Source organism: Methanocaldococcus sp. FS406-22, assembly GCF_000025525.1.
Taxonomy (GTDB): Archaea; AGJL01; Methanococci; order Methanococcales; family Methanocaldococcaceae; genus Methanocaldococcus.
Genome location: NC_013887.1, coordinates 381,451 through 406,426, shown reverse-complemented (window position 1 = coordinate 406,426; position 24,976 = coordinate 381,451). Strand labels below are relative to the sequence as shown.

Here is a 24,976-nt window from a genome sequence, read left to right as displayed (position 1 = left end):
GTTAGATAAATATGATGCTGATTTTGGGGATTGGTTACTTTCTATTAGGGCTTATATTGCTGTATTATGGGAGTGATTGGTTCGTTTTAGGGAGTGAAAGAATAGCAAGGCACTTTAATGTATCAAATTTTGTCATTGGAGCTACTGTCATGGCTATAGGGACTTCTTTACCAGAGATATTAACCTCTGCCTATGCCTCTTACATGCATGCTCCCGGCATATCAATAGGAAATGCCATTGGTTCATGTATTTGCAATATTGGTTTAGTTCTTGGGCTAAGTGCGATTATAAGCCCTATAGTGGTTGATAAAAACCTGCAAAAAAATATTCTTGCCTATCTTTTGTTTGTTGTATTTACTGCAGTTATTGGAATTGATGGATTTTCATGGATTGATGGAATAATTTTACTAATACTTTTTGCATTTTATTTAAGATGGACTATAAAGAATGGAAGTGTAGGGGAGATAGAAGAAAACAATAATAAAAACAGCGGTCATTCAATAGTGTTTTCTTTAGTATTATTAATAATTGGTTTAGTTGGGGTCTTAGTTGGAGCGGAGCTTTTTGTAGATGGGGCAAAAAAGATAGCTACTGCCTTAAATATATCTGATAAGGTTATTGGCTTCACATTGGTGGCATTTGGAACGTCTGTTCCAGAGCTGATGGTTTCTTTAGCGGCGGCAAAAAGAAACCTTGGAGGAATGGTCTTAGGAAATGTTGTTGGAAGTAATATAGCAGATATTGGTGGAGCTTTGGCAGTTGGAAGCTTATTTATGTATCTTCCTCCAGCACCTATCCAAATGGGTGTGCTGACAGTTATGAGTCTTCTGCTATATCTATTTGCAAAATACTCAAAAATTGGCAGATGGCAGGGGTTATTGTTTTTAACCCTATATATAATTGCAATAGCTCTATTGAGGATGGGATAATGATAAAAATAAAGGTTAAGAGATTTGATGGAAAAAAAGAATACTTCGAAAGCTATGAAGTTCCAGAGAATATTACTGTCTTAGGAGCATTGGAATATATAAACAAAAATTATGGAGCTAACATCTTATTTAGGGCATCATGTAGAAATGGGCAATGTGGCTCTTGTGCTTTAACAATAAATGGAGAGCCAAGATTAGCATGTGAAACAAAGGTAGAGGATGGAATGATAATTGAGCCATTGAAGGGATTTAAAGTTATTAGAGACTTAATTGTTGATAGAGAATCATACTACAAAAAATTATTAGGCATAAGAAACTATCTCATAAGGAAAAACTACCCAGAAGGGCTTGAAATCATCCCTCAAAAATATGTTGAAGAGAACAAAGAACTTAGAGGTTGTATTGACTGTCTATCTTGCCTATCTGTATGCCCAGCAAGGGAAGTTAGTGATTATCCCGGCCCAACATTCATGAGACAGTTGGCAAGATTTGCGTTTGATAAGAGGGATGAAGATAGCAGAGAAATAACTGCATACTTTGAAAATATCTACAACTGCACAACGTGTGCAAAGTGTGTTGAGGTCTGCCCAAAAGAGATTGATATTGTACATAAAGCTATAGAAAGATTAAGAGCATTAGCATTTAGTAAGGGCTATTATATAGATAACCACTTAAAAGTTAGGGAAAATGTTTTAAAATACAATAGAAGTGTCGTTGAAGAGGACTTGCCTTTATTAAAACAAGTTGATGATTTCTACCCAGCTGAAAATGAAAAGTTAAGAGTAGCTTTCTTTACTGGATGTTTGGTTGATTTTAGATTGCAGAATGTAGGAAAGGATGCAATAAAGGTTTTAAATGCTCATGGTGTATCAGTTGTTATCCCTAAAAATCAAGTTTGCTGTGGTTCTCCATTCTTTAGAACTGGGCAGAGAGATGTTGCTGAAATGTTAAAAAAGAAGAATTTAGAGATATTTAACAAGTTGGATGTGGATTGTGTTGTAACCATCTGTGCTGGATGTGGAAGCACGTTAAAAAACGATTATAAAGAGAGGGAGTTTGAGGTTAAAGATATAACAGAGGTTTTAACTGAAGTAGGGCTTTTAAAATACAAGCCGTTGAAGATGAGAGTCACTTACCACGACCCATGTCATTTGAGAAGAGGACAAGGCATTTATGAGCAACCAAGGGAGATTTTAAAATCAATTCCAGAACTTGAATTTGTTGATATAGAGGCAAGATGCTGTGGAGCTGGAGGAGGAGTTAGAAGTGGAAAGCCAGATATCGCCAATTTAATAGGAAAAAGAAGGGCAAAGATGATTTACAATGCCAATGTAGATGCTGTAATAACAGTTTGCCCATTCTGTGAATATCACATAAGAGATAGCTTAAAAAGGTTTAAAGAAGAGAATAAATTGGATAAAGAAATAGATGTTATGAATATCGTCTCTTTATTAGCTAAAGTGATTTAATTTTATTTATCCTTTCAGTTAGATATTGAAAGAAGTATAATCCCAACAATTATAAAAACTATGCCAATCATTTGGGAAATTGTTAAGCTCTCTTTTAAAAACATTATCGATAAAGCTACTGTTATTGCAGGGCCTATTGACGATAAAGGCACAACAATACTCGCTTTTCCTTTATATAATGCATAGTATAACAGTAGAGAGCCAATAACAACTAAAATTGCTGATATTATGGCATAACTAAGAATTTTTTGCTCGGTTATAATTATATTCTTATATTTAATTAATATGATCAAACATAGTATAATTCCAACTATGTTTACCACTATCCATTGGAATAATGGGTTTTTTTCACAAACGATTTTTGCAAAAAACGTTCCAACACCATAAAATACAGCCACTAAGAGCCCCAATATTATCGCTATATCCATAGTATCCCAAAAATTAAAAATATGTTATTAAAAACATTAAATATTATCTTTATTGTATTTTAAAATTTGAGGGAAGTATTATAGGTTTTTAACAAACTCCTTTAAAAACTCCCCTAAGCATAGGGGAAGTCCCCTATTCCTATGAAACTTTTAGAAAAAGTTTCATCAAAAATTATAGTATATTAAGCTCCATTAGGTCATTATACCACTATACTTCGAATTCTTACTGTGATACCCCGATGCATTGCTTCCTTGCGGAAGCAATGCCTCTTAAAAATTTTCAAAGTAGATTTTTAACAAACTCCTTTAAAAACTCTCTAAATTCAGGGAATTTTTCAGCTCCAATCTCTACATTTGCCTTTAACCATCCAAGAACATCTCCAATATCATATCTCTTACAGTTAATCTCAACTCCTATAATCTCTTCCTCCTTTAACAATAAATTCATGGCATCTGTAATTTGGATTTCCCCTCCTCTTCCTGGTGGAGTTTCTCTAATCTTTTCAAATATTTTTGGTGACAATAAATAAGCTCCTGTTATAATTAAATTTGAAGGAGCTTCTTCTACTTTTGGCTTCTCTACCATGTTTTTTATTCTATAAATCCCCTCCTCTATCTTTTCTCCATCAATTACTCCATACTTATAAACGTCTTCTTTTGGAACCCTCTCTAAGGCGATAACTGAACAACCATACTTTTCATGGGCTTTTATTAAGTCCTTTACAATATTTTTAGAGTAAATTGTATCTCCAACCATTGCTATAAAGTATTCTTCCCCAACAAACTCCTCCCCGTATAAAATAGCATCTCCTAAACCTTTCTGCTCTTTCTGCCTTACATAAAATATATTTCCTAAGTTGTCTATCTCTTTAATGATTTTCAAAAGTTCATATTTTCCAGATTTTTCTAATTTGCATTCTAACTCATAGTTTACGTCAAAGTGGTTTTCTATCGCCTGCTTACCCTTCCCAGTTACAAATAAAATATCTTTTACTCCTGCTTCTACTAAATCCTCAACAACATACTGAACTATTGGCTTATTCACAACTGGGAGCATTTCTTTTGGTTGTGCTTTCGTTATTGGCAACAGTCGAGTCCCAAAACCAGCTACTGGAATTACTGCCTTCTTTATCATCTTCTCCCTTTAGTAAATTTTTCAGTTAAATTTAAATTATTAACAATCTATAATTATTATTTCAGAGGTATAAAAATTTGGTGGTATTATGAAAAAGTATTTTGAAGAAAGTGCAAATGTAAAGTTAAAATTTATTGAAGAAAATGAGGGAAAGTTAAAAAAAGCCATTGATATTATATACAATGCATTAAAAAATGGGAATAAAATTTTAATTTGTGGAAATGGTGGTTCAGCTGCTGATTCTCAACATTTTGCTGCTGAAATTGTGGGTAGGTTTAAATTAGAAAGGAAAGGACTGCCTGCAATTGCATTAACAACGGATACGTCAATTTTAACAGCTATAGGAAATGATTATGGTTTTGATAAGATTTTTGAAAGGCAAGTTGAAGCTTTAGGAAAAGAAGGGGATGTTTTAGTTGGAATATCTACAAGTGGAAATTCAGAGAATGTTATAAAGGCAGTTAATAAAGCAAAAGAAATGGGCATTTATACAATTGGATTGTTAGGAAAGGATGGGGGAAAATTGAAGGATATTGTTGATTTGGCATTGATAGTTCCTTCCAATAACACAGCAAGAATCCAAGAATGTCATCTAACTATATATCATGTAATATGTGAAGAGGTTGAGAAGAGATTGTTTTAGTGTCTTTTGAAATTAATAAAATTTAGTAAGGAAGGCGTTCATAAATGCCTTATTGTTAGTTATGGTGGAGATTATGGCAATTTCCTATGCTAAGTTGTATGAGTTGATACTTAAAAAGGTTAAAGATGAGAAGGAAGCAAGAGAAATTTATGATATTATTATTGAACTTAATAAAGAAAATAAAATTATTATCAAGAATGAGTTGAAAGATGAATTAAGAAGTGAATTAGCTACAAAGGAAGATATTAAATATTTAGATGAAAAGATTGAGAAGGAAATTAAACTGCTTAGACGAGATATGATAATAATTGCATTAATTATAATTTTATCTATCTATGCTCCCGAAATCATTGGAAAATTATTGTTATTTAAATAAAAAACAAAATTTCTAATAAATAAGGGAGAACATGATAATTGAGGATAGAAGATTATTAGAAGACATCGTAAGAGAGTTAAAAAACCAAAATCTAAAAATTGTTTTTACTAACGGATGTTTTGATATAATCCATAGGGGACATGTAGAGTATTTAAACAAGGCAAAAAAGTTGGGGGATATTTTAATAGTTGGAATAAATTCAGATAAATCCATAAAAAAGATAAAAGGAAATAAAAGACCGATAATTCCTCTATACTCGAGAGCTTATGTTTTAGATAACTTAAAGGCTGTAGATTTTGTAGTTCCTTTTGATGAAGAAACTCCCATAGAACTTATAAAAATAATCAAACCAGATATTCATGTAAAAGGTGGAGATTATAAAGAAGAGGATTTACCAGAAGCAGAGATTGTTAAAAGTTATGGTGGGGAAATAAAAATAATCCCATTAATTGAAGGATTTTCAACAACAAAAATAATAGAATGGGTTTTAGAGAAATATAAATAGAGGGAGAAGATGATAATTGTTTTATAAGCATAGAGGGATGCCCTCTATTGCTATACTCTCTAACACCTCCTCGCTACGCTCGGAGGTGTAAATTAACAAATTGGTATGGTCATTAGATTATTAAAAATTTAAATAAATATTAGTAGAGGGAGAATATGATAATTGTTTTAGGAGAGGTTATGCTTGACAAATATACTTATGGAAAGGTTGAAAGGATAAATCCAGAAGCACCTGTTCCAATATTAAATGTGGTTGAGGAGAGATACACCTTAGGGGGAGCGGGAAATGTCGCAAACAATATAGCTTCTTTAAACCATGATGTATTTTTGATAAGTATTTCTAATAACGATGAATTTGGAAAATGTATTGAAGAGTTATGCAATGAGAATAATATTAAATATTGTTTTGTTTCTGATGGGAGACCAACGATAGTGAAGCATAGATTTGTCGCTATGGGTTATAATCAGCAATTGCTTAGGGTTGATTATGAAAAAATTTATCCAATAAATGATGAACTAAGTAGTAAAATCTTAGAAGTTATTAAGAATCTCAATGGGAAGTCAAATATATTAATAATTTCTGATTATGCAAAGGGATTAATTACAAAGGAACTTATGGAAGGCATAAAAAAAGAATTTAAAGGAAAAATTTTAGTTGACCCAAAACCAAAAAACATAGAGTTTTATAGAGATGTTTATCTAATAAAACCAAATTTAAAAGAGGCTTCCCAAATTTTAGGAAGAGAGATTGAGAATAAAGATGAGGAGTTAGAAAAAGCTGGATTGGAGTTAGTTGATAAATATAATTCAAATTTTGTTATAACAAGGAGTGAAAAAGGAGCTACTTTAATAACTCTCGATGGGGAAATCTTCCATATTCCAACAAAGGTTAAAGAAGTTCATGACGTTTCAGGGGCAGGAGATACGTTTATTGCAGTTTTGGGTTATGCATTAGATAAGGGCTATGATTTAATTGAGGCAGTTAAATTGGCAAATAAAGCAAGTTCAATCGTTGTTGGAAAGGTTGGAACTGCAACAGTTAGTTTGGAAGAGTTGTTTAGTGAGAAATAATATCAATATAACAATAATCATAATCTCCCTGTTCATATCAGAAGTGTTAAAAAGTATTGGGTTGATAGTAAAATAATTTTATTTAAAACATTTTAAGATTTAAAATATGGATGATATTATGAACAAGGCAATTTTTTTAGATAGGGATGGGGTTATCAATAAACGACTAATTGGGAACTATGTTAAAAAAATAGAGGAGTTTGAACTACTGCCTAAAGTTAGGGAGGCGTTAATCGAATTTAAAAAGATGGGTTATTTGTTGATAGTTGTAACTAATCAGCAAGGAATTGCCAAAGGAGTTATGACAGAAGAAGATTTAAAAGTTGTTCATGACTATATGCTTAAATTGTTGCCTGAGATTGATGATATTTTTTACTGCCCACATTTGGAGGGGACTTGTAATTGTAGAAAACCAAGAAACGGTATGCTTTTAAAAGCAAAGGAAAAGTGGAATATTGACTTTAAAAAAAGTTGGATGATTGGAGATAGTGAAAGGGATATAATTTGTGGAAAGAGTGTTGGTTGTAAGACAATAAGGATTCTTTATGAGGATGAAGAAACAGAAGCAGATTTTATTGCTAAAAGTTTATATGATTGTGTTGAGATTATAAGAAAGAGTGGTTAATATGCATGACAGGGCATTAAGTTATTTTTGAAAAATTTAAAAAAGAAATTTGGGCTGTTTCCTTAAATGAAACGTTCAAAACGTTTATATGCTTTTGGAACATTGTAATTATTTGTGATAACAATGGAAAGGTTGTTGAAAATGTCAAACGAATACTTAGAAACAATTAAACTAACTGCAAGATTTAAAATAAAACAAACTCCCAATGAAATAGTTGGTTTATTCTCCACGTATAAGACAATAGTTAATGAACTCTTAAATTATGCCTTTGAAAACAATATTACAAGTTTTAAACGGTTAAAATCTGAAAAGTATAAAGAATTAAGAGAAAAATATCAAAAACTCCCATCCCATTACCTCTATACTGCATGTCAAATAACCACTTCAATATTTAAAAGTTGGAGAAAGAGGCATAGAAAAGGTAGGGCAAGTAAAAAACCAGATTTTAAGGGCAGTGTGATAATGTTAGACGACCATTTGTTTAGATTAGATTTAGATAATGGTTTGGCAAGAATTTCAACACCGAAGGGGAGGGTAGAAGTAGAACTTTTTGTTTCAGAGTATCATAAAAAGTTTAAAGACTGGAAGGTTGGACAAGCATGGATTGTTAGAAGAAAAGATGCTTATTATCTAAACGTAGTATTCTCAAAGAATGTTTTGATTAAAGAAGGGGAGAGTGTTGTAGGAGTTGATTTGAATGAGAATAATGTTACTATCGCTACAACTAACGGTATAATACAAATTATAACTAATGAGAGGACTGTTAGGACTTCTTATTATGTTAAGAGAAGAAAAATCCAAAAGAAGGTTGAAAATGAGGATAAGAAGAAAGAATTATTGGAAAAGTATGGTAATAGGGAAAGGAATAAGATTACTGACATTTATCACAAGGTTGTTAATAAGATAATCGAAATTGCTAAGAGTGTTAATGGGGTTATTGCCTTAGAGGATTTAAAAGAGATTAGAAACAAGATTAAATACTCTAAAAAGTTGAATGGTAGATTGCATAGGTGGAGTTTTAGGAGATTACAAGAGGTTATTAAGTATAAGGCTAAACTTAATGGGATTAAAGTTATTTTTGTGAATCCACATTATACTTCCTCCCGATGCCCGATATGTGGGGGTAAGATGAGCCCGAATGGGCATCGGGTTTTAAAGTGCGAGGATTGTGGTTGTATTTTAGATAGAGATGTTGTTGGTAGTTTGAATATAATGCTTAGGGGGTTTAAACTATTATTTAACAAACCGAAGGATGTGGGGAGTCCCGTTCCCCCCGAAAGCCCCTTATTAGGGGAAGACTCTCCACTACAAATTATACAACAAATTATACAAATGTTCTAAATGTTTCATAAGTAGTGGAGAGTCGGAACGGACATTATATTAGATGATATTATAGACTTTGATTGTTGATATTATGGTTGAATACGGAATTCTAATTAATGTTATAATTAAAAGTGAAAATGAATTTAATAAATTAAGGTATAGTAGTTTTTACTCAACGATTTTAAATGAAGGTGTTGAGATTTTATAAAAAACATGATGGTGGATATTTATGAAATTTTTTAACAGGGAGAAAGAAATAAAAGAAATTCTATCAATCTTAGAAGGGGAGCCAAATAATATTTATTTTATTTATGGTCCTTTAAACAGTGGAAAAACAACCTTAATAAAATACATTATAGAAAATAGGATAAGTGACGATTACAAGGTTTTTTATATCAATTTTAGAACTTATTTAATCTCAGAAAAAAAAGAATTCATTGAAGCTATCTTCACTACTAAAAAAGATGACTTCTTTGAGAAGATTAAGGACAAATCAGAGGTTTTGAATTTAATAACCAAAGGAGCTAAGATTTTAACTGGTATTCCAATTCCTGAGATTGAATTTGATAAGTTATTTGAAGAGAAGATAAACGATGTTTTTCAGTATTTAAACACCTTATTATTAGAAGTTAAAAAGAGTGGGAAACAACCAATTTTAATCTTTGATGAGTTTCAAATGATTAAAGATGTCGTTCTTAACGGGCAGAAGTATTTATTAAAAGAACTATTTCAATTCTTAGTTTCTTTAACTAAAGAACAACATTTATGTCATGTTTTTTGTTTAAGCTCAGATAGCTTATTTATTGAGTATATCTATGGGAAAGCTGAATTAAAAGGGAGAGTTGACTATATCTTAGTTGATGATTTTGATAAAGATACAGCTTTAAAGTTTATTGATTTTCTATCAGGAGATTTACTAAATAGACATTTGTCTAATGATGATAAAGAGCTAATTTATAACTATGTTGGTGGAAAGGCAAAGGATATTTATGATGTTATTGTTAAGTTAAAACTTGGTAAAGATTTGAAAGAGGTTTTGGAAACAAAACTTGGGGAGGAGTTAAATCACTTAGAAGAATTATTAGAGAAGGTTGAGGAGGATTATGAAAGCGTGAATTATGATGAAGTCTTAGAGGTATTAAAATTGTTTAAAGATAACTATGAAGTTCCAAAGAATAAGATAAAAAGGAAAATTAGGATATTTTTAATTAAGGAGAATATTTTATTTTTAAATTCACAAAAAAGGATTTTAAAACCACAGAGTTTTTTAGTCTGGAACGCTATAAAGAGATTGTTATAAAAAAATATGGTGAATAAGTTGAGTTATAAAGAGAGGGCAATAAAGGGCATTGGTTGGAATTTTTTACTTTTAATTTTAGCAGCACCCATTGGATATTTAGTTAGAATGCTCTATGCAAATGAAATTCCTAAGTTGGAGGTTGGTTTATTTTATGCTGTTTTAGACTTTTGTTGTATGGTTGCTATTTTTAAAGATTTAGGGTTAAGTGCTGCTTTAGTTAGATATATTCCAAAATTTTTACATGAGAGGAGGAAAGATTTGATTAAATCAGCCATAGTTAGCGTTGGAATTTTGCAAAGTTCTGTTTCTCTAATTATAACGATTTTGATAATTTTATTGGCTCCATTTATTGCTGAATTTTATATAAACAATCAGGGGCAATTTACCGGGCATTTGGATTTGGTTATTAATGTTTTAATTATTTTGAGTATTGGATATTGGTTTCAGAGTATTATGGATGTTATTTCCAATTCTATACAGGGTTTTCAAAATCAGAAGTATTTTGGAACCATAAATTTTGTTAGGATATTTTTAATTTTGGTTCTATCAGTAGTGTTTATTTACATATTTGGAATGCATAGTGTTTTCACTCCAACTTATGCTTATACATTAGCCCCAATTTTAATGATTTTGGTTTACGGATACATATTTATTAAAAAGATTTTTTCAGAGTTCTTTAAAGAGAGATTTTTATTTTCAAAAAAATTAGTTAAAGATTTATTTTCTTATGGATTGCCTTTAATGATTGGTAGTGCTGGAAGTTTAGTTTTAGGGTATGTTGATGGGATTTGCTTAACTTATTTTACTGGTTTAAATGCTGTTGCTGATTATAGGAATGTTGCTATGCCAACCGTCTCTATTTTAGGTTATTTTGCCTCTGCTGTTGGAGCTGTTTTATTCCCAATGAGTTCTGAGTTATGGGAGAAGGGTTATAAAGAGGCGTTGGGTTATGGGGTTGAGAGAATTTGTTTATATTCATTTGTTTTAGTCCTACCAATGGCAATATTAATGGCATATTTTCCAGAGGTTATTATAAACTTGTTTTTTAATCCTCAATATTTATCAGCTGCTCCTGCTATAAGGATTTTAAGTTTGGGAACTGTATTTTTAACTTTGAATAATATAGGATTTACTGTGTTAAATGGTATTGGAAAGCCACACTTATCAACTAAGATTTTATATGGTGGAGCTATTTTTAATTTGGTGTTTAATATTTTGCTGATTCCTAAGTTTGGGATTGTTGGAGCTTCTTTGACTACAATTTTCAGTTACTTAATTATGTGGATTTTACAGGCATGGTATTTAAGTAGATTTTTGAATTATTCATTTTTAATTAAAAAATGGATTTTGGCTGTTTTAGTTGGGATTTTTAGTTTAATTCCTTTGATGTTGGTAACGAAAATTATAAGTAATGTTGTTTTACAGTTAATTGTTGGTGGGGTTGTTTATTTTGGAGTTTATTTGATTGGAATTTTAGGGTTGAAAATAATTAATATAAATGAAATAAAAAATATAGTATCTTCCCTTAAGATTAAAAATTAGTCTATACTTCAAATAAAATTTTGTTTATTTCTTCGACTATTAAATCAACTCTGATTTTATCCACAAAATCATTATTTTTTTCCTGTAAGATTTCATAAACTACTTTATAGTCCCAATCTATATAATAAATATATTTCTTAAGATTCTGAGAAGTTATTGATTTCTCAATAATATGTTTTCTATCTTTTCTAATTATTTGATACTCATTTTTTGAAAATGGTCTCCAAACTTTTTCGTTAGTGTAAAGAATTATTTCAAATGCATTAGTTGGAAGTTGTAAAAAATTAAACCCTCCTCCATCAACACCTATAACTAATTTTGAATGCATAGCTAAATACATTAGAGACCATAAATCATATACCTTTTCTAAGAATATAACATTTTCCTTTTTGATAATAGATTTTAATCTTTTTAGATAATTTTGAGATGGGTCATCTATAACTACTATTTTTCCTTCATAATTAATATTTTCGATTAAATACTTCCACTGCTCTATATTTAAGTTTCTAAACTCTTTATTACCTACAAAAATTATAATAAAATCTTTTAATGAGTTTATTAACGTATCAATTTCTTTATTATGGTTGTTAATAATATACTCTTTTAATTCTTTAGGAAATTCTTCTATATCTTCTAAATTATCAAAAATCATAGAGTATTTTTCTATTAATTGCATTTTGCTCCCAAAAACATAAAAATCGTTAAATACATAGTCGGAATATTTTAAATTTAGTAAGAATGACTTAAAATGTATTTGATAGTAATTTTTAAATCTTTCAGATAAATGAAAATCTCCTTTTAAATCAACAAAAGTTATATTTTTGTTTTTTTCTATAAAAAGATTTTTTAAGTATGTTGCTATAGAAGATAAGATATTAAATAACAAAGATTTAATCGAAAACTCAAAATCGCTAAATTTAAAATCTTTAATCTCCTCAATCTCAACAAATGGTTCTAAAACCCATTTATTATATGGAGAGCATAGAACTTTAAACTTTATACCTTTATTTTTTAGTGCTAAGAAAAATGGAAGGGTAACTATAGCATCTCCAATTCTATCTGTTCTATTAAATAGAATTAGAGTTTTAGTTAAGTCTATATTTAGCCTTCTTTTTTTAAATAGGATATTATAAGATATGTTCGATATGAGTATTGACAACTTTAATAAAAAATATAATAGTTTTTTGTTCATATTTATCACTTCCAAAAGTGCCAATCATCTTTGCTTATTTGTTCGCATTTGAACCCTAATTCCCTCATTAGCTTTAATGTTTTTTCTTTATTTGGATTTGAATCCCAAATCTCCATAGTTATATCTACATTATTCAGTTTTTTAAATGTTTTAATACCACCTTTGATTACACCATATTCATGTCCTTCTACATCTATTTTTATTAATCTGATTTTGTCAATGTTTATATTATATTCTTTTACAATTTCGTCTAATCTCTTAGTTTTTATTTTTAAAATTTTAGCATATTTTGAAAATTCATCTCTTTTTTCTCTAATTCTTGAACTACACTCAAAACCTTCAAAATATTCAAACTCAAATTCGTTTTCTTCATCAGATAAAGCATAAGGAATCAATACGACATTGTTTAAATTGTTTAATTTAACATTTCTTTCAAGTTGTTTAAATATTGGCTCTGCCGGCTCAAATGCATAAACTTTATAACCTCTTAAAGCATTCAATACAGTAAATCTACCAATATTTGCTCCAATATCCAAAAATATCTTATCTTTGTTCATTTTATATTTTTGATAATTATCATTAAAAACTTCTTGAACATATTTTTCATAATTATTTTGCATAGCATACCATCCATCTATTGAACTTGCTATAAACTTACCATAAGGAGTGTTAAACAAGAATTCTTTATTTAACATTGTTTTAAATTTAAAGTCATATTTTTTAAAAAAATCTAATTTTGTTCTTCCTTTTAAGCAATTCCATAATTCCAATATACTTATTCTAATTAAGAAATCTATATTATAGTTGGAATATCTCCATAGCTCATTTATTAATCCTAAAGTGCTTCTAATACTCATGCTATCACCCATTAATTTTTCACCAAATCTACAATAACATTATAAACATCCTCTACTTCAATTAAATCCATACACTTTCCATTCAATTTACATTCTTTAAATTCACCTTTATGAACATTTATGCAAGGAGAGCAATCTAAACTTCTCGCTTTATAAATGGCAATATTTCCTTTACCAAATGGAGCAAATCTCTCTGGTAAATTTGGCCCAAATAAACCAATCGTCTTAGTCCCCATAGCAGCACTTAAATGCATAGGCCCAGTATCGTTAGAAACAAACACTTTAAACTTAGTCAATAAATAGGCAAACTCTCTCAAATTAGTTTTACATGCAAAGTTAAATACTCTATCCCGATATTTATTATTAACTAAATTTAAAATTTTCTCATTTATTTCATAATCCCCCATACTTCCAGTCAAAACAACATAAAAACCATCTTCAACTAATTTTTCTATCAATTTAGCAAACTTCTCTTTTTTCCAACTTCTCCATGGAGCTGTTTCAGCAGTTCCACAATGAATGCCAATTAATTTTTTATCATCTAAGTCATATTCTTTTAATAGTTTATTAACATTCTCTTTATCTTTTTCCGTATATTTTAAAGGAACCAGTTTTTCTGGTTTATAGTCAATATCAAAAGGTTTTAACATATTACAAAAATTATAAACAGCATGAATCTTATCATTATATTCAATCTTGAAATCATACAACTTATCTCTAAAAAGTCCTTTAAATCCAATAACATCTCTACCTAAAAACCAGCCTAATATGGCAGATATATTAAGATACGGCTCTGTATCAATAACAACATCGTATTTTTTAAATTTTTTTAAAACTTCCCAAAAATTTTCAAAATCAATAATTTCATCAACAAAGTCAACATTTTCAAAAACCCCTTTACTTCTCTTTGTTACTAAAACAGAAACATTATATCCCTCATCTTTTAATTTTTTAATCATTGGAAGTGTCAGTAAACTCTCCCCTAAAGTCCATAATCTAATAATTAAAACATTCTTTGGCTTTTTATCTGTCAAATTCTTATGTGTTTTAGTTTTAAAAATAGATAAAAGTGATATTATTAAATTTCCAATATATTTATCAACACTTCTTAATATCGAAATTTTATTCATAGTTTCACATCTTGAAACTTTTTATCTTAATATCTCCATATTTTTCAGAACTACAATAACTACAAACTCCGCACCTTGGAGAATTAATTATTGGTAGGAATAATCATCTATATCATAACCTTTATTCTTCAGCACGGTCTATCAGCACACATTCATTACAAAAAATTTTTATTATAATGCTAAAAATATTCTATTCCTGTAAAAGTCCTATAATCTCTCTTATAGCATGCCACTCAATTATCGAAGTTGGCTTAATTATCCCATTTATTACATCATAAAATAATATCTCATTCTCAATTAAAAACTTTATATACTTCATCTCTTCTTTTGTAACTTCTCTGTGATAGGAGATTTTTATCTTGTCCTTAAACTTAGATAAAACCCCATAAATTTTATCTTCATCTAAGTCAGTTGTATCTATAAGGTATTTTAGCCCATCTTTTTCAACATTAATCCATTGTTTTATAGTTTGTTCAACAGACAAACCTAATTTTTTATTATTTATCAGTTGAGAAATCTCATAAGGTAATGATAAATAATTTAAACAATAGTTTATCTCTTCTTCACTAAAATCTTCTTCTTTTAAAATATTTCTTATGGCCCCTTTCCTCAACCAGTCAATTAAATAGTATTCAGAGGCATTTTTTAATGTAGAATTCCTATAGATTTCATCAATGAATAAAGTATCAGATGTTATACAAATAACATGGCACAAATGCTCCATTTTAGTTAGAGAGACGAAGAGATTAAATAATTCATTTAATAGGGACTTATCTCCGTTGCCATCTCCGTTAAAATAAATATTCTTCAACTTCTGCAGTTCATCAATTATTAAAACTGGTCTCTTTCCATCTTCAATAACAGCATTTATACTTGATTTTATCTTTTTAAAAACATCGTTTAAGCTTAACTTAGAAAAATCATAATTTTCTTCAATTCCTATTTTAAAAACCTTCAAATCCAATATCAAATTATTCTTTACATACTTCATTCTGTCCTTTTCAAAAAATACCTCTAAAAACTCCTCCTTACTATATGTTGCATGCTCTCTTAGATTGTAATAGAAAAATATTATATCACTATTTTCCAACTCCTTAATAACCCTCCTCATTACTGTAGATTTACCAGATGATTTTGGACCATAAACGAATAAAATAGAGTTTGGCTCTAATTGGACATAATTCTTTAAATAATGCAATTCTTTGTCTCTATTATAGAATTTCATTATAAATCACCAAAAATTTATTTTTCATAACAATCATTGTTATTCTCTTTTAATATTCTCATTAAATATATAAATCAGATAACTAATAATCAATAAAGTATAAATCATCAACTCAAAGCTTATTGGTGTCTTAGTTGGCTCGTTTATATAAACATCTTTTAGAACATAATATGGATTATAACTTTCATTCCCAATTAAATTCACACCTTCAACTTTTAAAACATTTTCTCCATTTTTTAAATAATCTGTTATATCTATAGAGATATTTTTCTTATATGCGGGAGATGTATCATCGGAATCATCAATTGTATAAACCAAATTTTCATTTAAATAAATATTTACCTGCATATTCTCTTTTATATTTCCATAATGAACAAAACTAAGTTTGTAAGTATAATTTTCGACTTTATTCATATTAAATGTTATTGTTTTAGCAGGATTGCTCTCGGTTACCTCAATATATCCCAAATAATAACCAAAACTACTATTTAAAAATAAAATAAGAGCTAATATTATCAAATATTTTCTCATAAGACTCCCTTTTCAATAATTTCCAAAAATCTCTCTTTTTCCCAATTACCAAAATATATACACTTTCCTCTTAGATTCAAATGGTTCAATGTTAATCCATCTTTTAAATAAATAAGCTTGGGAACTTTTGCATAAACAGAAATGTCTCCCTTATTCACAAATATAAATAATGGCCTTAAGAAATCAACTTTTTCATGGGAATAGGCAACATTAACCAAAGTTGGATAATATTTTAGTTCAATTTCTTCCCCAAACAAACTTAAAATCTTATCCCATATTGATTGTCTAACATAGATATATTGACATTTAAAGTTTTTGTTATTAAACTTTAAGTTAAAGTAATTTATTTCATAATTATCTAATTTTTTCTTAAATAAGCTTATTTTCTTTGCCAGTTTTTTCTTATACTTTTTAACATCCTTCTCATCAGGCAATTCCCTATTGATTATTAATTTTTTAACCTTATTCTTCTTACCAATCTTATAAAGTCCATTTAAGGCAGAGACATATTCTTTTAAACAAACTCCTTTAAAATAATATTCCTTTCCAAAAATTAGCTGAGGAATATCGCTGATATATTCCTTAGGAACAATATTTATACATCTTTTTAGAAATTCATTCCCCAATCTTATTTTTTCATCGTAAGTTAATGAGTTTAAAGTATTTCTCGGAGATAACTCAATATTCTTTAAAAATAAAATACTCTCTTTTTCTTCCCTAAATACAGGAATTTCATTAAAAAATAGTAAGCTTTTAAATAGAGGATAGTTCTTCCCATAGAATAATAAATCATCCTTCTCAACAATGCCAAATTTATCTAAATTTAAATTTTTAATTTTCTCAAACTCATTCAAATAACTTAATTTTAAAATATAGGCGAAATCTTTTGCATCCTCATAATCCAATATAATTTCATCACAAATTTTATCAAAAGCCATAGATTCCACTCAAAACTTATTTTAATCCAATTAAAGTTTTTACAATTTCATAAGCATAAGGATTTAAAATAACTACAGCAAGTAAGGTAATTATTACCAATATTTTTATTTGAGTAATATCGTTTCTAACTTCATAGATTTTATTATCAACATACCTTAAAATCCTCTCCTCCATTGCTTTCATTTCTTCTCTAACTAAGTCAATTTCATTTTTAAGTTCTGTTTTAGTTAATAAGATATCTTCTTTTGTAGCTAACTCATTTTTTAACTCATCTTTTAATTCATTTTTAATAATAACTTTTTCGTTCTTAAATTTATCTTCAATTCTTTGTTCATTTTCTTTTATAAATTCTTCAACAATTTTGTATAACTCTTCTGCCTTCTTTTCATCCTTAATATTTTTATATATCAACTCATATAACTTAGCATAGGCGATAGCCATAAAATCACCCTCATAAAATTCATATGTTTTTGTGTTTTTGTTATTTAAATTTTTTAATTTTTTATAGTCTCTTTATTGACTAATCTTGCCCTTCTGCAAGCCCTGTCTCTTTAAATTTATGAATTGGCTCTTTTCAAAAGGACTTTCGCAATTTTTATATATTAGATTTATTTTTGGAATTTAGACATCCAAAGGATGTCAATATACAATAGAGTATTTATCCTGCGAAAGTCCTTTTCCAGTTATATAAGCGAAAATTTTATCAACATCAATCCTTTCATCTTCCTTATCAATCTTATACTTTTTGAAGTATCTTATTACATTCCAAATATCTCTCTTTAAGTAGAATTCAGCGTCTGGATGGTATTTAGGAACCGCCTGAGGCCAGTCAATAATAACAAAATCCCCATTCTCATCCAATAAAATGTTAAATTCACTCAAATCTCCATGTATATATCCAATTTCATAAGCTTTTTTAACCTCTTCAATAATTTTCCAGAATAAGTCTTTAATTTCCTCTTTACTCATAAATTCTGATAAATCTAATCTCTTCAACTCTTCTCCAACAACTTTACCCATAATTATGGCATGTCTATTCCACTCTATTGGTTCAGGAACTTTAACTGTTGGGAATAACTCATTTAAAATCTCAAATTCTCTCTCAGCCGTTAATCTTGAAACATAGAGCCAGCTTATATGATGTTTATCAGCTAAATACCCTCTATACCTCTTCCCTCTTGTAAAGCATGTTCTTCCATGCTTATGGAATTTTAAAACTGCCTCTCTTCCATCACTTAGCAAGACAGTATAAACATCTCCTTCCTTACCAACACCTAATTTATTGCCTATAGCTTTTAATATTCCTTTTTTAACAAATGCATTTACAGCTAAAGCATCATAGCCTCCCATTGAGACAGCATAACCATAAGTGCTTCTTACAACAAACCCAAATTTGTTCAGTCTCTTTAATCTATATAACACATCCTTTTCAGGCATCTTTGCCTTTCTAACAATCTCATCTAATGGCACCCACTCATGATATCTCATTGACAATTCTATAATTTTTAATATTTTAAAATCTTCATCTTGTGCCTGTCTTAATGCCTCAATTAGTTTTTTAATTATGATTATCCCCTCCTTTTTTATGTATGCTTATAGTGTCTTTCAAAAAATTCTTAGATTAACTATATATATTAATGAACGCCTTTCTTGGAAAGGCATTCAAAACTTCCTTAATAAATTTTATTGGTTTTGAAAGACACTATTTAATCCCAAATAATAGCTGTTTTAAACTGTTTAGTTTTTTGTGAGTATTTGTGAGTGTATGGGAGTATTGAGTTTTCGAAATGTTTATATATTATTTTTATGCATAGTTTATAATGCCACTCCAATTAACTCTAAATTTTCCTAAACCTCTTTTAAAAATATTAAAGCAGCCAACTAACTGTCAAATTGGTGGGTGGAGTTGGGGTCCCCACGACAGGGGCAGAGGTTTCTATTAAGAGGCTGATGACGCCCAAGTCCAATGTGGGGCATTTACTCACCAACGCTCACATTGGACAGACCCCTTATTAATTCTATTGCATTAGGATTTGTCAAAATATAAAGCAATATCAAAATTATAAACCCAATAGTCATTTTTTTATCCAATTTATAAAAGCTCTCATCTATTTTCTTATCCAAATAATGGAACTTATCATCAACATACCTTAAAATCCTCTCCTCCATAGAATTCATTCTCTCCTCTAAAAGGGCAATATCCTTCTTAGTAGCCAACTCATCCTTTAACTCATCCTTCAATTCAGCTTTAAAAACTGGCTTCTGCTCCTCAAAATTTTTAGAAACCTCTTCCTTACACTTTTTCGCAAAATATTCTTCAATAATCTTACAAATTTCTTCAGCTTCTTTTTCATCCTTAACATTTTTAATAAGTTCATACAATTTACTATATACCACTGCTGCCATAAAATCACCAAACTTTATAAAAAATTTAATTTTTTATTATTTAAATTTAACTAAACTCTCAATCGTCTTAACATTAGCCATTCCTTTCCTTTCTGTTTCTTCCCACTCATTTTCTGGAATTGAATCAGCAACTATTCCAGCACCAACTTGGATATAGCCCTTATCTTTTGAGATTACAAAGGTTCTAATTGTTATTGCTAAATCCATTAAATCGTCCCATCCAAAGTAACCAACTCCCCCACCATAAGGCCCTCTCCATGTCTTTTCAAGCTCTTCAATAATCTCCATCGCTCTAACTTTTGGGGCTCCACTCAAAGTTCCAGCTGGGAATGTAGCTTTTACAGCTAAGAATGAATCATAGTTATCTTTTAACTCCCCAACAACATTACTTACTATATGCTGAACATGGGAGTATTTCTCAATAATCATAAAATCTGTAACTTCTACAGTTCCAAATTTTGATATCTTTCCAATGTCATTCCTTGCTAAATCTACAAGCATAACATGTTCAGCTCTCTCTTTCTCGTCACTTAACAGCTTTTTCTCTAACTCTTTGTCTTCTTCCTCTGTCTTACCTCTCCTTATTGTTCCAGCTATAGGTCTTGTTATAACCAATCTCTTCCCATCTTTATAGTCAGTTCTAACTAAAATCTCTGGTGATGAGCCAATAATCTTTCTATCACCAAAATCTAAGTAATACATGTATGGAGAAGGATTTATTTCCCTAACCTTTTTATAAATCTCTAAATGGTCTAAGTTATCCAAATCAATCTCTATTCTTCTTGATAAAACCACTTGGAATATATCTCCAGCAAAGATGTATTCCTTAGCCTTTTTTACTGCCTCAATGAACTCTTCCTTACTCATGTTAGATTTGATTTTTAATTCTTCTTTATGTTTTATAGGTTTTTCTTCTTTCTCTTTGCTATCCTTAGTCTTTCCTTTTTCTACAATTTTTTCAAGTTCTCTAATACCTTCTTCATCCTCTGCTATTAAATTAATAACCTTTTCCTTCAAATCAAATGAAATAAAGTCCTTAACAATAAAGAACTCTGCATCAGGGAATTTTAAATCATTTATTGGCTTTGGATTGATGTTTGATAAGTCTATCCAGTATCTGATAATATCATAGCTTAAATATCCAACCAAACCTCCCTTAAATCTTGGTATTGGTTCAATGTTGGATATATCAATATATTTAAGATATTCATTTCTAACTTCTCTTAAAGCATCTAAGGGACATTCATATTTCCCTTCTAAATCCTTAACCTTATCTCCAAATTCTGTAAAGCTTTCAACTTTTAACTTTCCTTCTTTAAACGCTAATTTTCCCTCTGCTCTTCCTAAGATTGAGTATCTTGCAACCTTTGGAACTCCCTCTGCTGATTCCAACAAAAATGTATTTTCTCCCCTAATTTGCTCATAAACATCTAATGGACAAACATCCATTTTTATCTTTTTAATTATCATTCTATCCCCAAAAAGATTATTTTGTTGTTATCTCAATGCCATTTTCGGTTATCAATATTGTATGCTCCGATTGGCTAACTATGCCGTTTTCTCTCTCTTTTAATACTGGATAGCCATAAATGCATGAAGCCCTAATTAATGAGTTTAAAGCCAATCTCTCACTCTCACTTTTTAAAACCCATCTCTCAGCAAATGGTAGATAAGGATAATTTTTTGCTATAACATCTAAAATTCTTTTTGCCTGTGGTAACCTAATTGGTCTTTTGGCTAAGAACTTATATATGTTTCCTATTTTCCCATCTTTAACCATTCCAAAACCGTTTGTTGCAAATGGCTCTATAGCTACCAAATCTCCAACATCTATATACTGATTAGTCCTTTCATAAACATTTGGAATGCTAATACCAGTATGCAACTCATATCTATGCATTACATGTCCAGAGAGGTTAGATATTGGCTTGTAGCCATAACTCTCAATAACCTCTTGAATAATCTTTCCCATCTCTCCAATATTCATTGGTGGATTTATCTCTTTAATAACTGTGTATAATGCATCTTCAGATGCCTTTACCAAATCTTTATAGGAGTTTGATAAATCTATTGTGATGGCAGTATCTGCAATATAGCCATCTACATGAGCTCCCAAATCCAATTTAACAACATCTCCCTCTTTAAACTCTAAGTTATCATTTAATTTTGGTGTGTAGTGGGCAGCTATCTCATTAATTGATATGTTGCATGGAAAAGCTGGCTCTCCTCCTAACTCTCTAATTCTATTTTCAACAAATTCAGCAACTTCTAATAGCTTAACTCCAGGCTTTATTAGCTTTTTTGCTTCCTCTCTAACCTTAGATGCAATTTTTCCAGCTTCTATAATTTTTTCATATCCTTCAATCTCCATACTTTCATCTCTTTATCTTTTTTATTTATCTCTTTATAACAATTGTTAAAATGTCTTCATCCTCTAATTTATGGTCTAATCCAACTCTCTGCCCAGGATGTTTTGCAGATTTTCCCCAAACTTGAGCATATCTGAAATTTCTAACGAAATCTTTATGTAGTTTTTCACAAACATCTTTTACAGTAGCTCCTCTTCTCATAATTAGTGGTTCATCAAAATCTGGCTTTTTCCCTTGTGGTTTTAAATAAATCTTTATAAATCCTAGTTTTTCATAGATTTTATCTTTCAATAAATCCAAGTTAATTCCTTTATTCCCAGAAACTAAAACATACTCTTTACCAAATTCCTCTAATTTTTGTTTTATATATTTTAGATATTCTTCATCAGCTAAATCTATCTTATTTACAACCACTAAAGATGGAATGTAAACTCTATTCCCTGCCACAACATCAATAAATTGTTCTAAGGTTATATCCTCCCTTATAACAACATCTGCGTTGTGTATTCTATATTCATTCAATATTGCTTCAATTGTATCTTCATCTATATGGGTTAATGGAACGGTTGAGCTAACATTAATCCCTCCTCTATCTTTAACTTTAATTTTAACATCTGGTGGCCTTTGGTCTAATCTAATCCCAACATTGTAGAGCTCTTTTTCAATAACTGGAAGGTGTTCTAGGGTGTAAATATCTACAGTTAATAAAATCAAATCAGCACTTCTTACTGCAGATAAAACCTCAGTCCCTCTACCTTTTCCTGAGGATGCACCAACAATAATACCTGGTGCATCTAAAAGCTGAATCTTAGCCCCTTTATGTTCCATAACTCCTGGAACAATTGTTAAGGTGGTGAATGCATAGGCTCCAACTTCTGATTTAGCATTTGTTAATTTATTTAGCAGAGTGGATTTTCCAACAGATGGAAATCCAACAAAAGCTGCAGTGGCATCTCCACTTTTCTTTACAGCATAACCTTTTCCTCCTCCACCTCCCCCTCTACTTTGAGCCTGCTCCCTCAATTTAGCTAACTTAGCTTTTAACCTACCAATGTGTTTCTGTGTAGCTTTGTTATATGGTGTCCTTTTTAATTCCTCCTCTATCCTTCTAATTTCCTCTTCAATTCCCATATTTCCACCCCATAAGGGCAAAGTCCCTATTGGGTATCCCCACATTATTTAAATAAAGTGGGGCTGAATGTAGTGAAGCCCCACTCTGGGTATACCAATAGGGCGATAGCCCTATGGTCTTTCTGATTTCCTCTTCAATTCCCATAGCATCACCAATAATATTGGAATTTCATAAAAATAAAAATTCCCTATAAGAGAATAACAAAAATAGCATTTATAATTTTACTCAATGTATTTATTATAAATTGCATTTATCATTATTTAATAAAATAGTGAAAAAAGAGAGGTGATTTATAATTCATCAACTAACTTGATAATCTCCTTAACTCTGTCATCAACTATGTAGTAGAAGTTCCATGTCCCTTCTTTTCTTGCTCTAACAATTCCTGCTTTCTTTAAAATGTTTAAGTGGTGTGAGATTGTTGGCTGCGGCTTTTTCAACTCATCTATTATTTTACAGACACACATACTTCCATTATCGCATAACAGCTTTAAAATCATTAATCTTGTTGGGTCTCCAAATGCTTTAAATATCTCTGCTGCTTTTTCGTACTTCTCCATGCTATCCCTCACCTACCTATTTTTATATTTTTACTGATTACTATTAAAATGTTTGGGTATATAGCTGGATTTATATTCTTTCATGTTGATGTTTAAATTGTAACCAACTTTACTATAATATATTACTAGTATTTAAATATTTTGGTTTTGTTCATTTCAACAGGAGTTTCGCATTGTGTATATGCACTTTGGAACTTTGATGCTAAGGACATCAATAGTGTTTTTCAAAATACTTTGAAAGAACCTTTTAGTAAAAGCTTCCCCGAACAACCTTTAAGAAAAGGTTAATCAAAAAACTTTTTGTGGGTATACCACAGGACTTTCCACAGTTTTTAGATTATAAGGAATTTAGATGCCAATAACATCAATATTCAATAGAAAAATTATTCCTGTGAAAGTCCTGTGCCAATTAGGGGCATAGCCCCCTATGGCCTCTGGAATACTTAAGGCACTGATGGATAGGTTTAAATATTCCTTATTAGTCTTAATAACTTTAAAAAACACTAATTTTTCCTAATTTTTCTCTGAAAATTTTTTTCCTGTGAAAGTCCTATTCAGCTTGGAGGTGTCAATCTCAACCTTAATAATCTTTGGATTATCAACACCCTTCAATGTCTCAATCATTGCCTTAATTGTGTTACCTACAATCTGGGAGACAAAAGGAACAGCAGGAATTATTTTACCATCAACAATTATTTTTATACCTTTCGCTAATACACAGTCATCCCACTTAGCCTCACCTTCAACAACTGCCTTGACAAATGTTTTACAATTATAACCGCAGTGCTTACAGTTTAAATTCATTGTGGGGATTATAGCTTTTTCATAAATAACTTTTAAAACATCATCAATGTTGTAGTTGTAATCTTCAATTATCATTGCTGTATGTTCATCAATTAAATCACTTCCATCCTTATCTTTAAGCATAACTATCTTAGGGATGTTTAACCTCTTTAAAGCCTCTTTAAAACCTTCTATAATAACAAAATCTATATCGTAATCTGATAGTATTGATAAAATATTTTCTAAGTCCATTCTATCTGTGAAGAATACAGTCTTATTGTCGGTTGCTAAAACTGTTATTTTAGCCCCAGCATTTGAGAATCTATATGTATCACTTCCTTCCCTATCTACTTCCACATCTTCTATTGTGTGCTTGATAACGGCTATTTTTTTATCAGAATGTTTTAGAATTTCTTCAATTAGGGTTGTTTTACCAGAATCTTTATAACCAATAACGCCTATAACTCTCATGCTATCACCACAGATATAAAAACTGTAGGTTTAACA

Annotated in this window: 27 protein-coding genes; 10 read left to right on the top strand and 17 right to left on the bottom strand. The window is 30.0% G+C overall.

Annotation, left to right across the window (positions count from 1 at the left end; translation table 11 throughout):
- Window positions 1–14 precede the first annotated feature (14 nt).
- Together MFS40622_RS02055 and tfrB are read left to right on the top strand one after the other, a co-directional pair.
- Window positions 15–929 carry a calcium/sodium antiporter gene (locus tag MFS40622_RS02055; protein WP_198003856.1) on the top strand — a complete coding sequence of 305 codons (915 nt, stop codon included), beginning with the start codon at window positions 15–17 and terminating at the stop codon, window positions 927–929.
- Window positions 929–2,398, top strand: coding sequence for a fumarate reductase (CoM/CoB) subunit TfrB (gene tfrB / locus MFS40622_RS02050; RefSeq protein ID WP_012980020.1), 1,470 nt, complete (start codon window positions 929–931; stop codon window positions 2,396–2,398). Before MFS40622_RS02055 ends, tfrB begins: the two co-directional genes overlap by 1 nt.
- A 14-nt stretch (window positions 2,399–2,412) precedes the next feature.
- Here the strand turns inward: tfrB and MFS40622_RS02045 are convergent, their stop codons facing one another.
- Window positions 2,413–2,826: an EamA family transporter gene (locus MFS40622_RS02045; RefSeq protein WP_012980019.1), complete on the bottom strand. Its 414-nt coding sequence runs from the start codon at window positions 2,824–2,826 to the stop codon at window positions 2,413–2,415.
- Between the two features lie 280 nt (window positions 2,827–3,106).
- Entirely contained in the window at window positions 3,107–3,961 is an 855-nt protein-coding gene (gene galU, locus MFS40622_RS02040; RefSeq protein ID WP_012980018.1) for a UTP--glucose-1-phosphate uridylyltransferase GalU, read from the bottom strand.
- A gap of 88 nt (window positions 3,962–4,049) precedes the next feature.
- Between galU and gmhA the strand changes: the two genes are divergently transcribed.
- The 8 genes from gmhA to MFS40622_RS02000 all read left to right on the top strand — a co-directional run bounded on the left by gmhA (window position 4,050) and on the right by MFS40622_RS02000 (window position 11,345).
- Window positions 4,050–4,604, top strand: coding sequence for a D-sedoheptulose 7-phosphate isomerase (gmhA, locus tag MFS40622_RS02035; protein ID WP_012980017.1), 555 nt, complete (start codon window positions 4,050–4,052; stop codon window positions 4,602–4,604).
- Between the two features lie 73 nt (window positions 4,605–4,677).
- Window positions 4,678–4,980: a hypothetical protein gene (locus tag MFS40622_RS02030; RefSeq protein WP_012980016.1), complete on the top strand. Its 303-nt coding sequence runs from the start codon at window positions 4,678–4,680 to the stop codon at window positions 4,978–4,980.
- Between the two features lie 31 nt (window positions 4,981–5,011).
- The gene (gene rfaE2, locus MFS40622_RS02025) at window positions 5,012–5,485 is read left to right on the top strand and encodes a D-glycero-beta-D-manno-heptose 1-phosphate adenylyltransferase (RefSeq protein ID WP_012980015.1); all 474 of its coding nucleotides are present in this window, start codon (window positions 5,012–5,014) and stop codon (window positions 5,483–5,485) included.
- A 155-nt stretch (window positions 5,486–5,640) separates the two neighbouring features.
- On the top strand, window positions 5,641–6,555 hold the full coding sequence (locus tag MFS40622_RS02020) for a bifunctional heptose 7-phosphate kinase/heptose 1-phosphate adenyltransferase (protein WP_012980014.1): 915 nt from the start codon (window positions 5,641–5,643) through the stop codon (window positions 6,553–6,555).
- A 118-nt stretch (window positions 6,556–6,673) separates the two neighbouring features.
- A complete protein-coding gene (locus tag MFS40622_RS02015) occupies window positions 6,674–7,180 on the top strand; it encodes an HAD-IIIA family hydrolase (protein WP_012980013.1) in 507 nt (168 codons plus the stop codon).
- 141 nt (window positions 7,181–7,321) lie between these two features.
- Window positions 7,322–8,521 carry an RNA-guided endonuclease TnpB family protein gene (locus MFS40622_RS02010; RefSeq protein ID WP_012980012.1) on the top strand — a complete coding sequence of 400 codons (1,200 nt, stop codon included), beginning with the start codon at window positions 7,322–7,324 and terminating at the stop codon, window positions 8,519–8,521.
- 211 nt (window positions 8,522–8,732) lie between these two features.
- A complete protein-coding gene (locus MFS40622_RS02005; protein ID WP_012980010.1) occupies window positions 8,733–9,803 on the top strand; it encodes an ATP-binding protein in 1,071 nt (356 codons plus the stop codon).
- Window positions 9,804–9,821: 18 nt separating this feature from the next.
- Entirely contained in the window at window positions 9,822–11,345 is a 1,524-nt protein-coding gene (locus MFS40622_RS02000) for a flippase (RefSeq protein WP_048197393.1), read from the top strand.
- Between the two features lies 1 nt (window position 11,346).
- Here MFS40622_RS02000 and MFS40622_RS01995 read toward each other — a convergent pair whose 3' ends face one another.
- The 15 genes from MFS40622_RS01995 to mobB all read right to left on the bottom strand — a co-directional run bounded on the left by MFS40622_RS01995 (window position 11,347) and on the right by mobB (window position 24,940).
- A complete protein-coding gene (locus tag MFS40622_RS01995) occupies window positions 11,347–12,537 on the bottom strand; it encodes a glycosyltransferase family 9 protein (protein ID WP_012980008.1) in 1,191 nt (396 codons plus the stop codon).
- A gap of 5 nt (window positions 12,538–12,542) precedes the next feature.
- Window positions 12,543–13,394 carry an FkbM family methyltransferase gene (locus MFS40622_RS01990; protein ID WP_198003850.1) on the bottom strand — a complete coding sequence of 284 codons (852 nt, stop codon included), beginning with the start codon at window positions 13,392–13,394 and terminating at the stop codon, window positions 12,543–12,545.
- A gap of 11 nt (window positions 13,395–13,405) precedes the next feature.
- Window positions 13,406–14,524 carry a glycosyltransferase family 9 protein gene (locus tag MFS40622_RS01985; RefSeq protein ID WP_012980006.1) on the bottom strand — a complete coding sequence of 373 codons (1,119 nt, stop codon included), beginning with the start codon at window positions 14,522–14,524 and terminating at the stop codon, window positions 13,406–13,408.
- A gap of 190 nt (window positions 14,525–14,714) precedes the next feature.
- The gene (locus MFS40622_RS01980) at window positions 14,715–15,749 is read right to left on the bottom strand and encodes an ATP-binding protein (RefSeq protein ID WP_012980005.1); all 1,035 of its coding nucleotides are present in this window, start codon (window positions 15,747–15,749) and stop codon (window positions 14,715–14,717) included.
- 39 nt (window positions 15,750–15,788) lie between these two features.
- Window positions 15,789–16,280, bottom strand: a complete 492-nt coding sequence (locus tag MFS40622_RS01975) for a hypothetical protein (RefSeq protein ID WP_012980004.1) — start codon at window positions 16,278–16,280, stop codon at window positions 15,789–15,791.
- Window positions 16,277–17,218 carry a hypothetical protein gene (locus MFS40622_RS01970; protein WP_012980003.1) on the bottom strand — a complete coding sequence of 314 codons (942 nt, stop codon included), beginning with the start codon at window positions 17,216–17,218 and terminating at the stop codon, window positions 16,277–16,279. The genes MFS40622_RS01975 and MFS40622_RS01970 overlap by 4 nt, the downstream gene beginning before the upstream one ends.
- Window positions 17,219–17,234: 16 nt before the next feature.
- A complete protein-coding gene (locus MFS40622_RS01965; protein WP_012980002.1) occupies window positions 17,235–17,660 on the bottom strand; it encodes a hypothetical protein in 426 nt (141 codons plus the stop codon).
- A gap of 198 nt (window positions 17,661–17,858) precedes the next feature.
- Window positions 17,859–18,785 carry a serine/threonine-protein kinase RIO2 gene (locus tag MFS40622_RS01960; RefSeq protein ID WP_012980001.1) on the bottom strand — a complete coding sequence of 309 codons (927 nt, stop codon included), beginning with the start codon at window positions 18,783–18,785 and terminating at the stop codon, window positions 17,859–17,861.
- Window positions 18,786–19,196: 411 nt separating this feature from the next.
- Window positions 19,197–19,625 (bottom strand): hypothetical protein, encoded by a 429-nt coding sequence (locus MFS40622_RS01955; protein WP_012980000.1) that lies wholly within the window; start codon window positions 19,623–19,625, stop codon window positions 19,197–19,199.
- 36 nt (window positions 19,626–19,661) lie between these two features.
- Window positions 19,662–21,095 carry an anthranilate synthase component I gene (gene trpE, locus MFS40622_RS01950; RefSeq protein WP_012979999.1) on the bottom strand — a complete coding sequence of 478 codons (1,434 nt, stop codon included), beginning with the start codon at window positions 21,093–21,095 and terminating at the stop codon, window positions 19,662–19,664.
- A gap of 16 nt (window positions 21,096–21,111) precedes the next feature.
- Window positions 21,112–21,996, bottom strand: coding sequence for a type II methionyl aminopeptidase (map, locus tag MFS40622_RS01945; protein ID WP_012979998.1), 885 nt, complete (start codon window positions 21,994–21,996; stop codon window positions 21,112–21,114).
- A gap of 25 nt (window positions 21,997–22,021) precedes the next feature.
- Window positions 22,022–23,125 (bottom strand): GTP-binding protein, encoded by a 1,104-nt coding sequence (locus MFS40622_RS01940; protein ID WP_012979997.1) that lies wholly within the window; start codon window positions 23,123–23,125, stop codon window positions 22,022–22,024.
- A complete protein-coding gene (locus MFS40622_RS09445; RefSeq protein WP_156769978.1) occupies window positions 23,115–23,270 on the bottom strand; it encodes a hypothetical protein in 156 nt (51 codons plus the stop codon). Before MFS40622_RS09445 ends, MFS40622_RS01940 begins: the two co-directional genes overlap by 11 nt.
- A gap of 146 nt (window positions 23,271–23,416) precedes the next feature.
- Window positions 23,417–23,686: a helix-turn-helix transcriptional regulator gene (locus tag MFS40622_RS01935; protein ID WP_012979996.1), complete on the bottom strand. Its 270-nt coding sequence runs from the start codon at window positions 23,684–23,686 to the stop codon at window positions 23,417–23,419.
- 513 nt (window positions 23,687–24,199) lie between these two features.
- A complete protein-coding gene (gene mobB / locus MFS40622_RS01930) occupies window positions 24,200–24,940 on the bottom strand; it encodes a molybdopterin-guanine dinucleotide biosynthesis protein B (RefSeq protein WP_012979995.1) in 741 nt (246 codons plus the stop codon).
- Window positions 24,941–24,976 lie beyond the last annotated feature (36 nt).

What these genes read in the sequence shown, in the direction of transcription:
- MFS40622_RS02005 (WP_012980010.1), top strand. Translation starts at nt 8,733, where the DNA reads ATGAAATTTTTTAACAGGGAGAAAGAAATAAAAGAAATTCTATCAATC.
- MFS40622_RS01985 (WP_012980006.1), bottom strand. Translation starts at nt 14,524, where the DNA reads ATGAATAAAATTTCGATATTAAGAAGTGTTGATAAATATATTGGAAAT.
- MFS40622_RS01955 (WP_012980000.1), bottom strand. Translation starts at nt 19,625, where the DNA reads ATGGCAGCAGTGGTATATAGTAAATTGTATGAACTTATTAAAAATGTT.
- mobB (WP_012979995.1), bottom strand. Translation starts at nt 24,940, where the DNA reads ATGAGAGTTATAGGCGTTATTGGTTATAAAGATTCTGGTAAAACAACC.
- galU (WP_012980018.1), bottom strand. Translation starts at nt 3,961, where the DNA reads ATGATAAAGAAGGCAGTAATTCCAGTAGCTGGTTTTGGGACTCGACTG.
- MFS40622_RS01995 (WP_012980008.1), bottom strand. Translation starts at nt 12,537, where the DNA reads ATGAACAAAAAACTATTATATTTTTTATTAAAGTTGTCAATACTCATA.
- MFS40622_RS01965 (WP_012980002.1), bottom strand. Translation starts at nt 17,660, where the DNA reads ATGGCTATCGCCTATGCTAAGTTATATGAGTTGATATATAAAAATATT.
- MFS40622_RS02010 (WP_012980012.1), top strand. Translation starts at nt 7,322, where the DNA reads ATGTCAAACGAATACTTAGAAACAATTAAACTAACTGCAAGATTTAAA.
- MFS40622_RS01935 (WP_012979996.1), bottom strand. Translation starts at nt 23,686, where the DNA reads ATGGAGAAGTACGAAAAAGCAGCAGAGATATTTAAAGCATTTGGAGAC.
- MFS40622_RS02030 (WP_012980016.1), top strand. Translation starts at nt 4,678, where the DNA reads ATGGCAATTTCCTATGCTAAGTTGTATGAGTTGATACTTAAAAAGGTT.
- MFS40622_RS01975 (WP_012980004.1), bottom strand. Translation starts at nt 16,280, where the DNA reads ATGAGAAAATATTTGATAATATTAGCTCTTATTTTATTTTTAAATAGT.
- MFS40622_RS02015 (WP_012980013.1), top strand. Translation starts at nt 6,674, where the DNA reads ATGAACAAGGCAATTTTTTTAGATAGGGATGGGGTTATCAATAAACGA.
- MFS40622_RS01940 (WP_012979997.1), bottom strand. Translation starts at nt 23,125, where the DNA reads ATGGGAATTGAAGAGGAAATTAGAAGGATAGAGGAGGAATTAAAAAGG.
- map (WP_012979998.1), bottom strand. Translation starts at nt 21,996, where the DNA reads ATGGAGATTGAAGGATATGAAAAAATTATAGAAGCTGGAAAAATTGCA.
- MFS40622_RS01990 (WP_198003850.1), bottom strand. Translation starts at nt 13,394, where the DNA reads ATGAGTATTAGAAGCACTTTAGGATTAATAAATGAGCTATGGAGATAT.
- rfaE2 (WP_012980015.1), top strand. Translation starts at nt 5,012, where the DNA reads ATGATAATTGAGGATAGAAGATTATTAGAAGACATCGTAAGAGAGTTA.
- MFS40622_RS01980 (WP_012980005.1), bottom strand. Translation starts at nt 15,749, where the DNA reads ATGAAATTCTATAATAGAGACAAAGAATTGCATTATTTAAAGAATTAT.
- MFS40622_RS02045 (WP_012980019.1), bottom strand. Translation starts at nt 2,826, where the DNA reads ATGGATATAGCGATAATATTGGGGCTCTTAGTGGCTGTATTTTATGGT.
- tfrB (WP_012980020.1), top strand. Translation starts at nt 929, where the DNA reads ATGATAAAAATAAAGGTTAAGAGATTTGATGGAAAAAAAGAATACTTC.
- trpE (WP_012979999.1), bottom strand. Translation starts at nt 21,095, where the DNA reads ATGATAATTAAAAAGATAAAAATGGATGTTTGTCCATTAGATGTTTAT.
- MFS40622_RS02055 (WP_198003856.1), top strand. Translation starts at nt 15, where the DNA reads ATGCTGATTTTGGGGATTGGTTACTTTCTATTAGGGCTTATATTGCTG.
- MFS40622_RS09445 (WP_156769978.1), bottom strand. Translation starts at nt 23,270, where the DNA reads ATGGGAATTGAAGAGGAAATCAGAAAGACCATAGGGCTATCGCCCTAT.
- gmhA (WP_012980017.1), top strand. Translation starts at nt 4,050, where the DNA reads ATGAAAAAGTATTTTGAAGAAAGTGCAAATGTAAAGTTAAAATTTATT.
- MFS40622_RS01970 (WP_012980003.1), bottom strand. Translation starts at nt 17,218, where the DNA reads ATGGCTTTTGATAAAATTTGTGATGAAATTATATTGGATTATGAGGAT.
- MFS40622_RS02020 (WP_012980014.1), top strand. Translation starts at nt 5,641, where the DNA reads ATGATAATTGTTTTAGGAGAGGTTATGCTTGACAAATATACTTATGGA.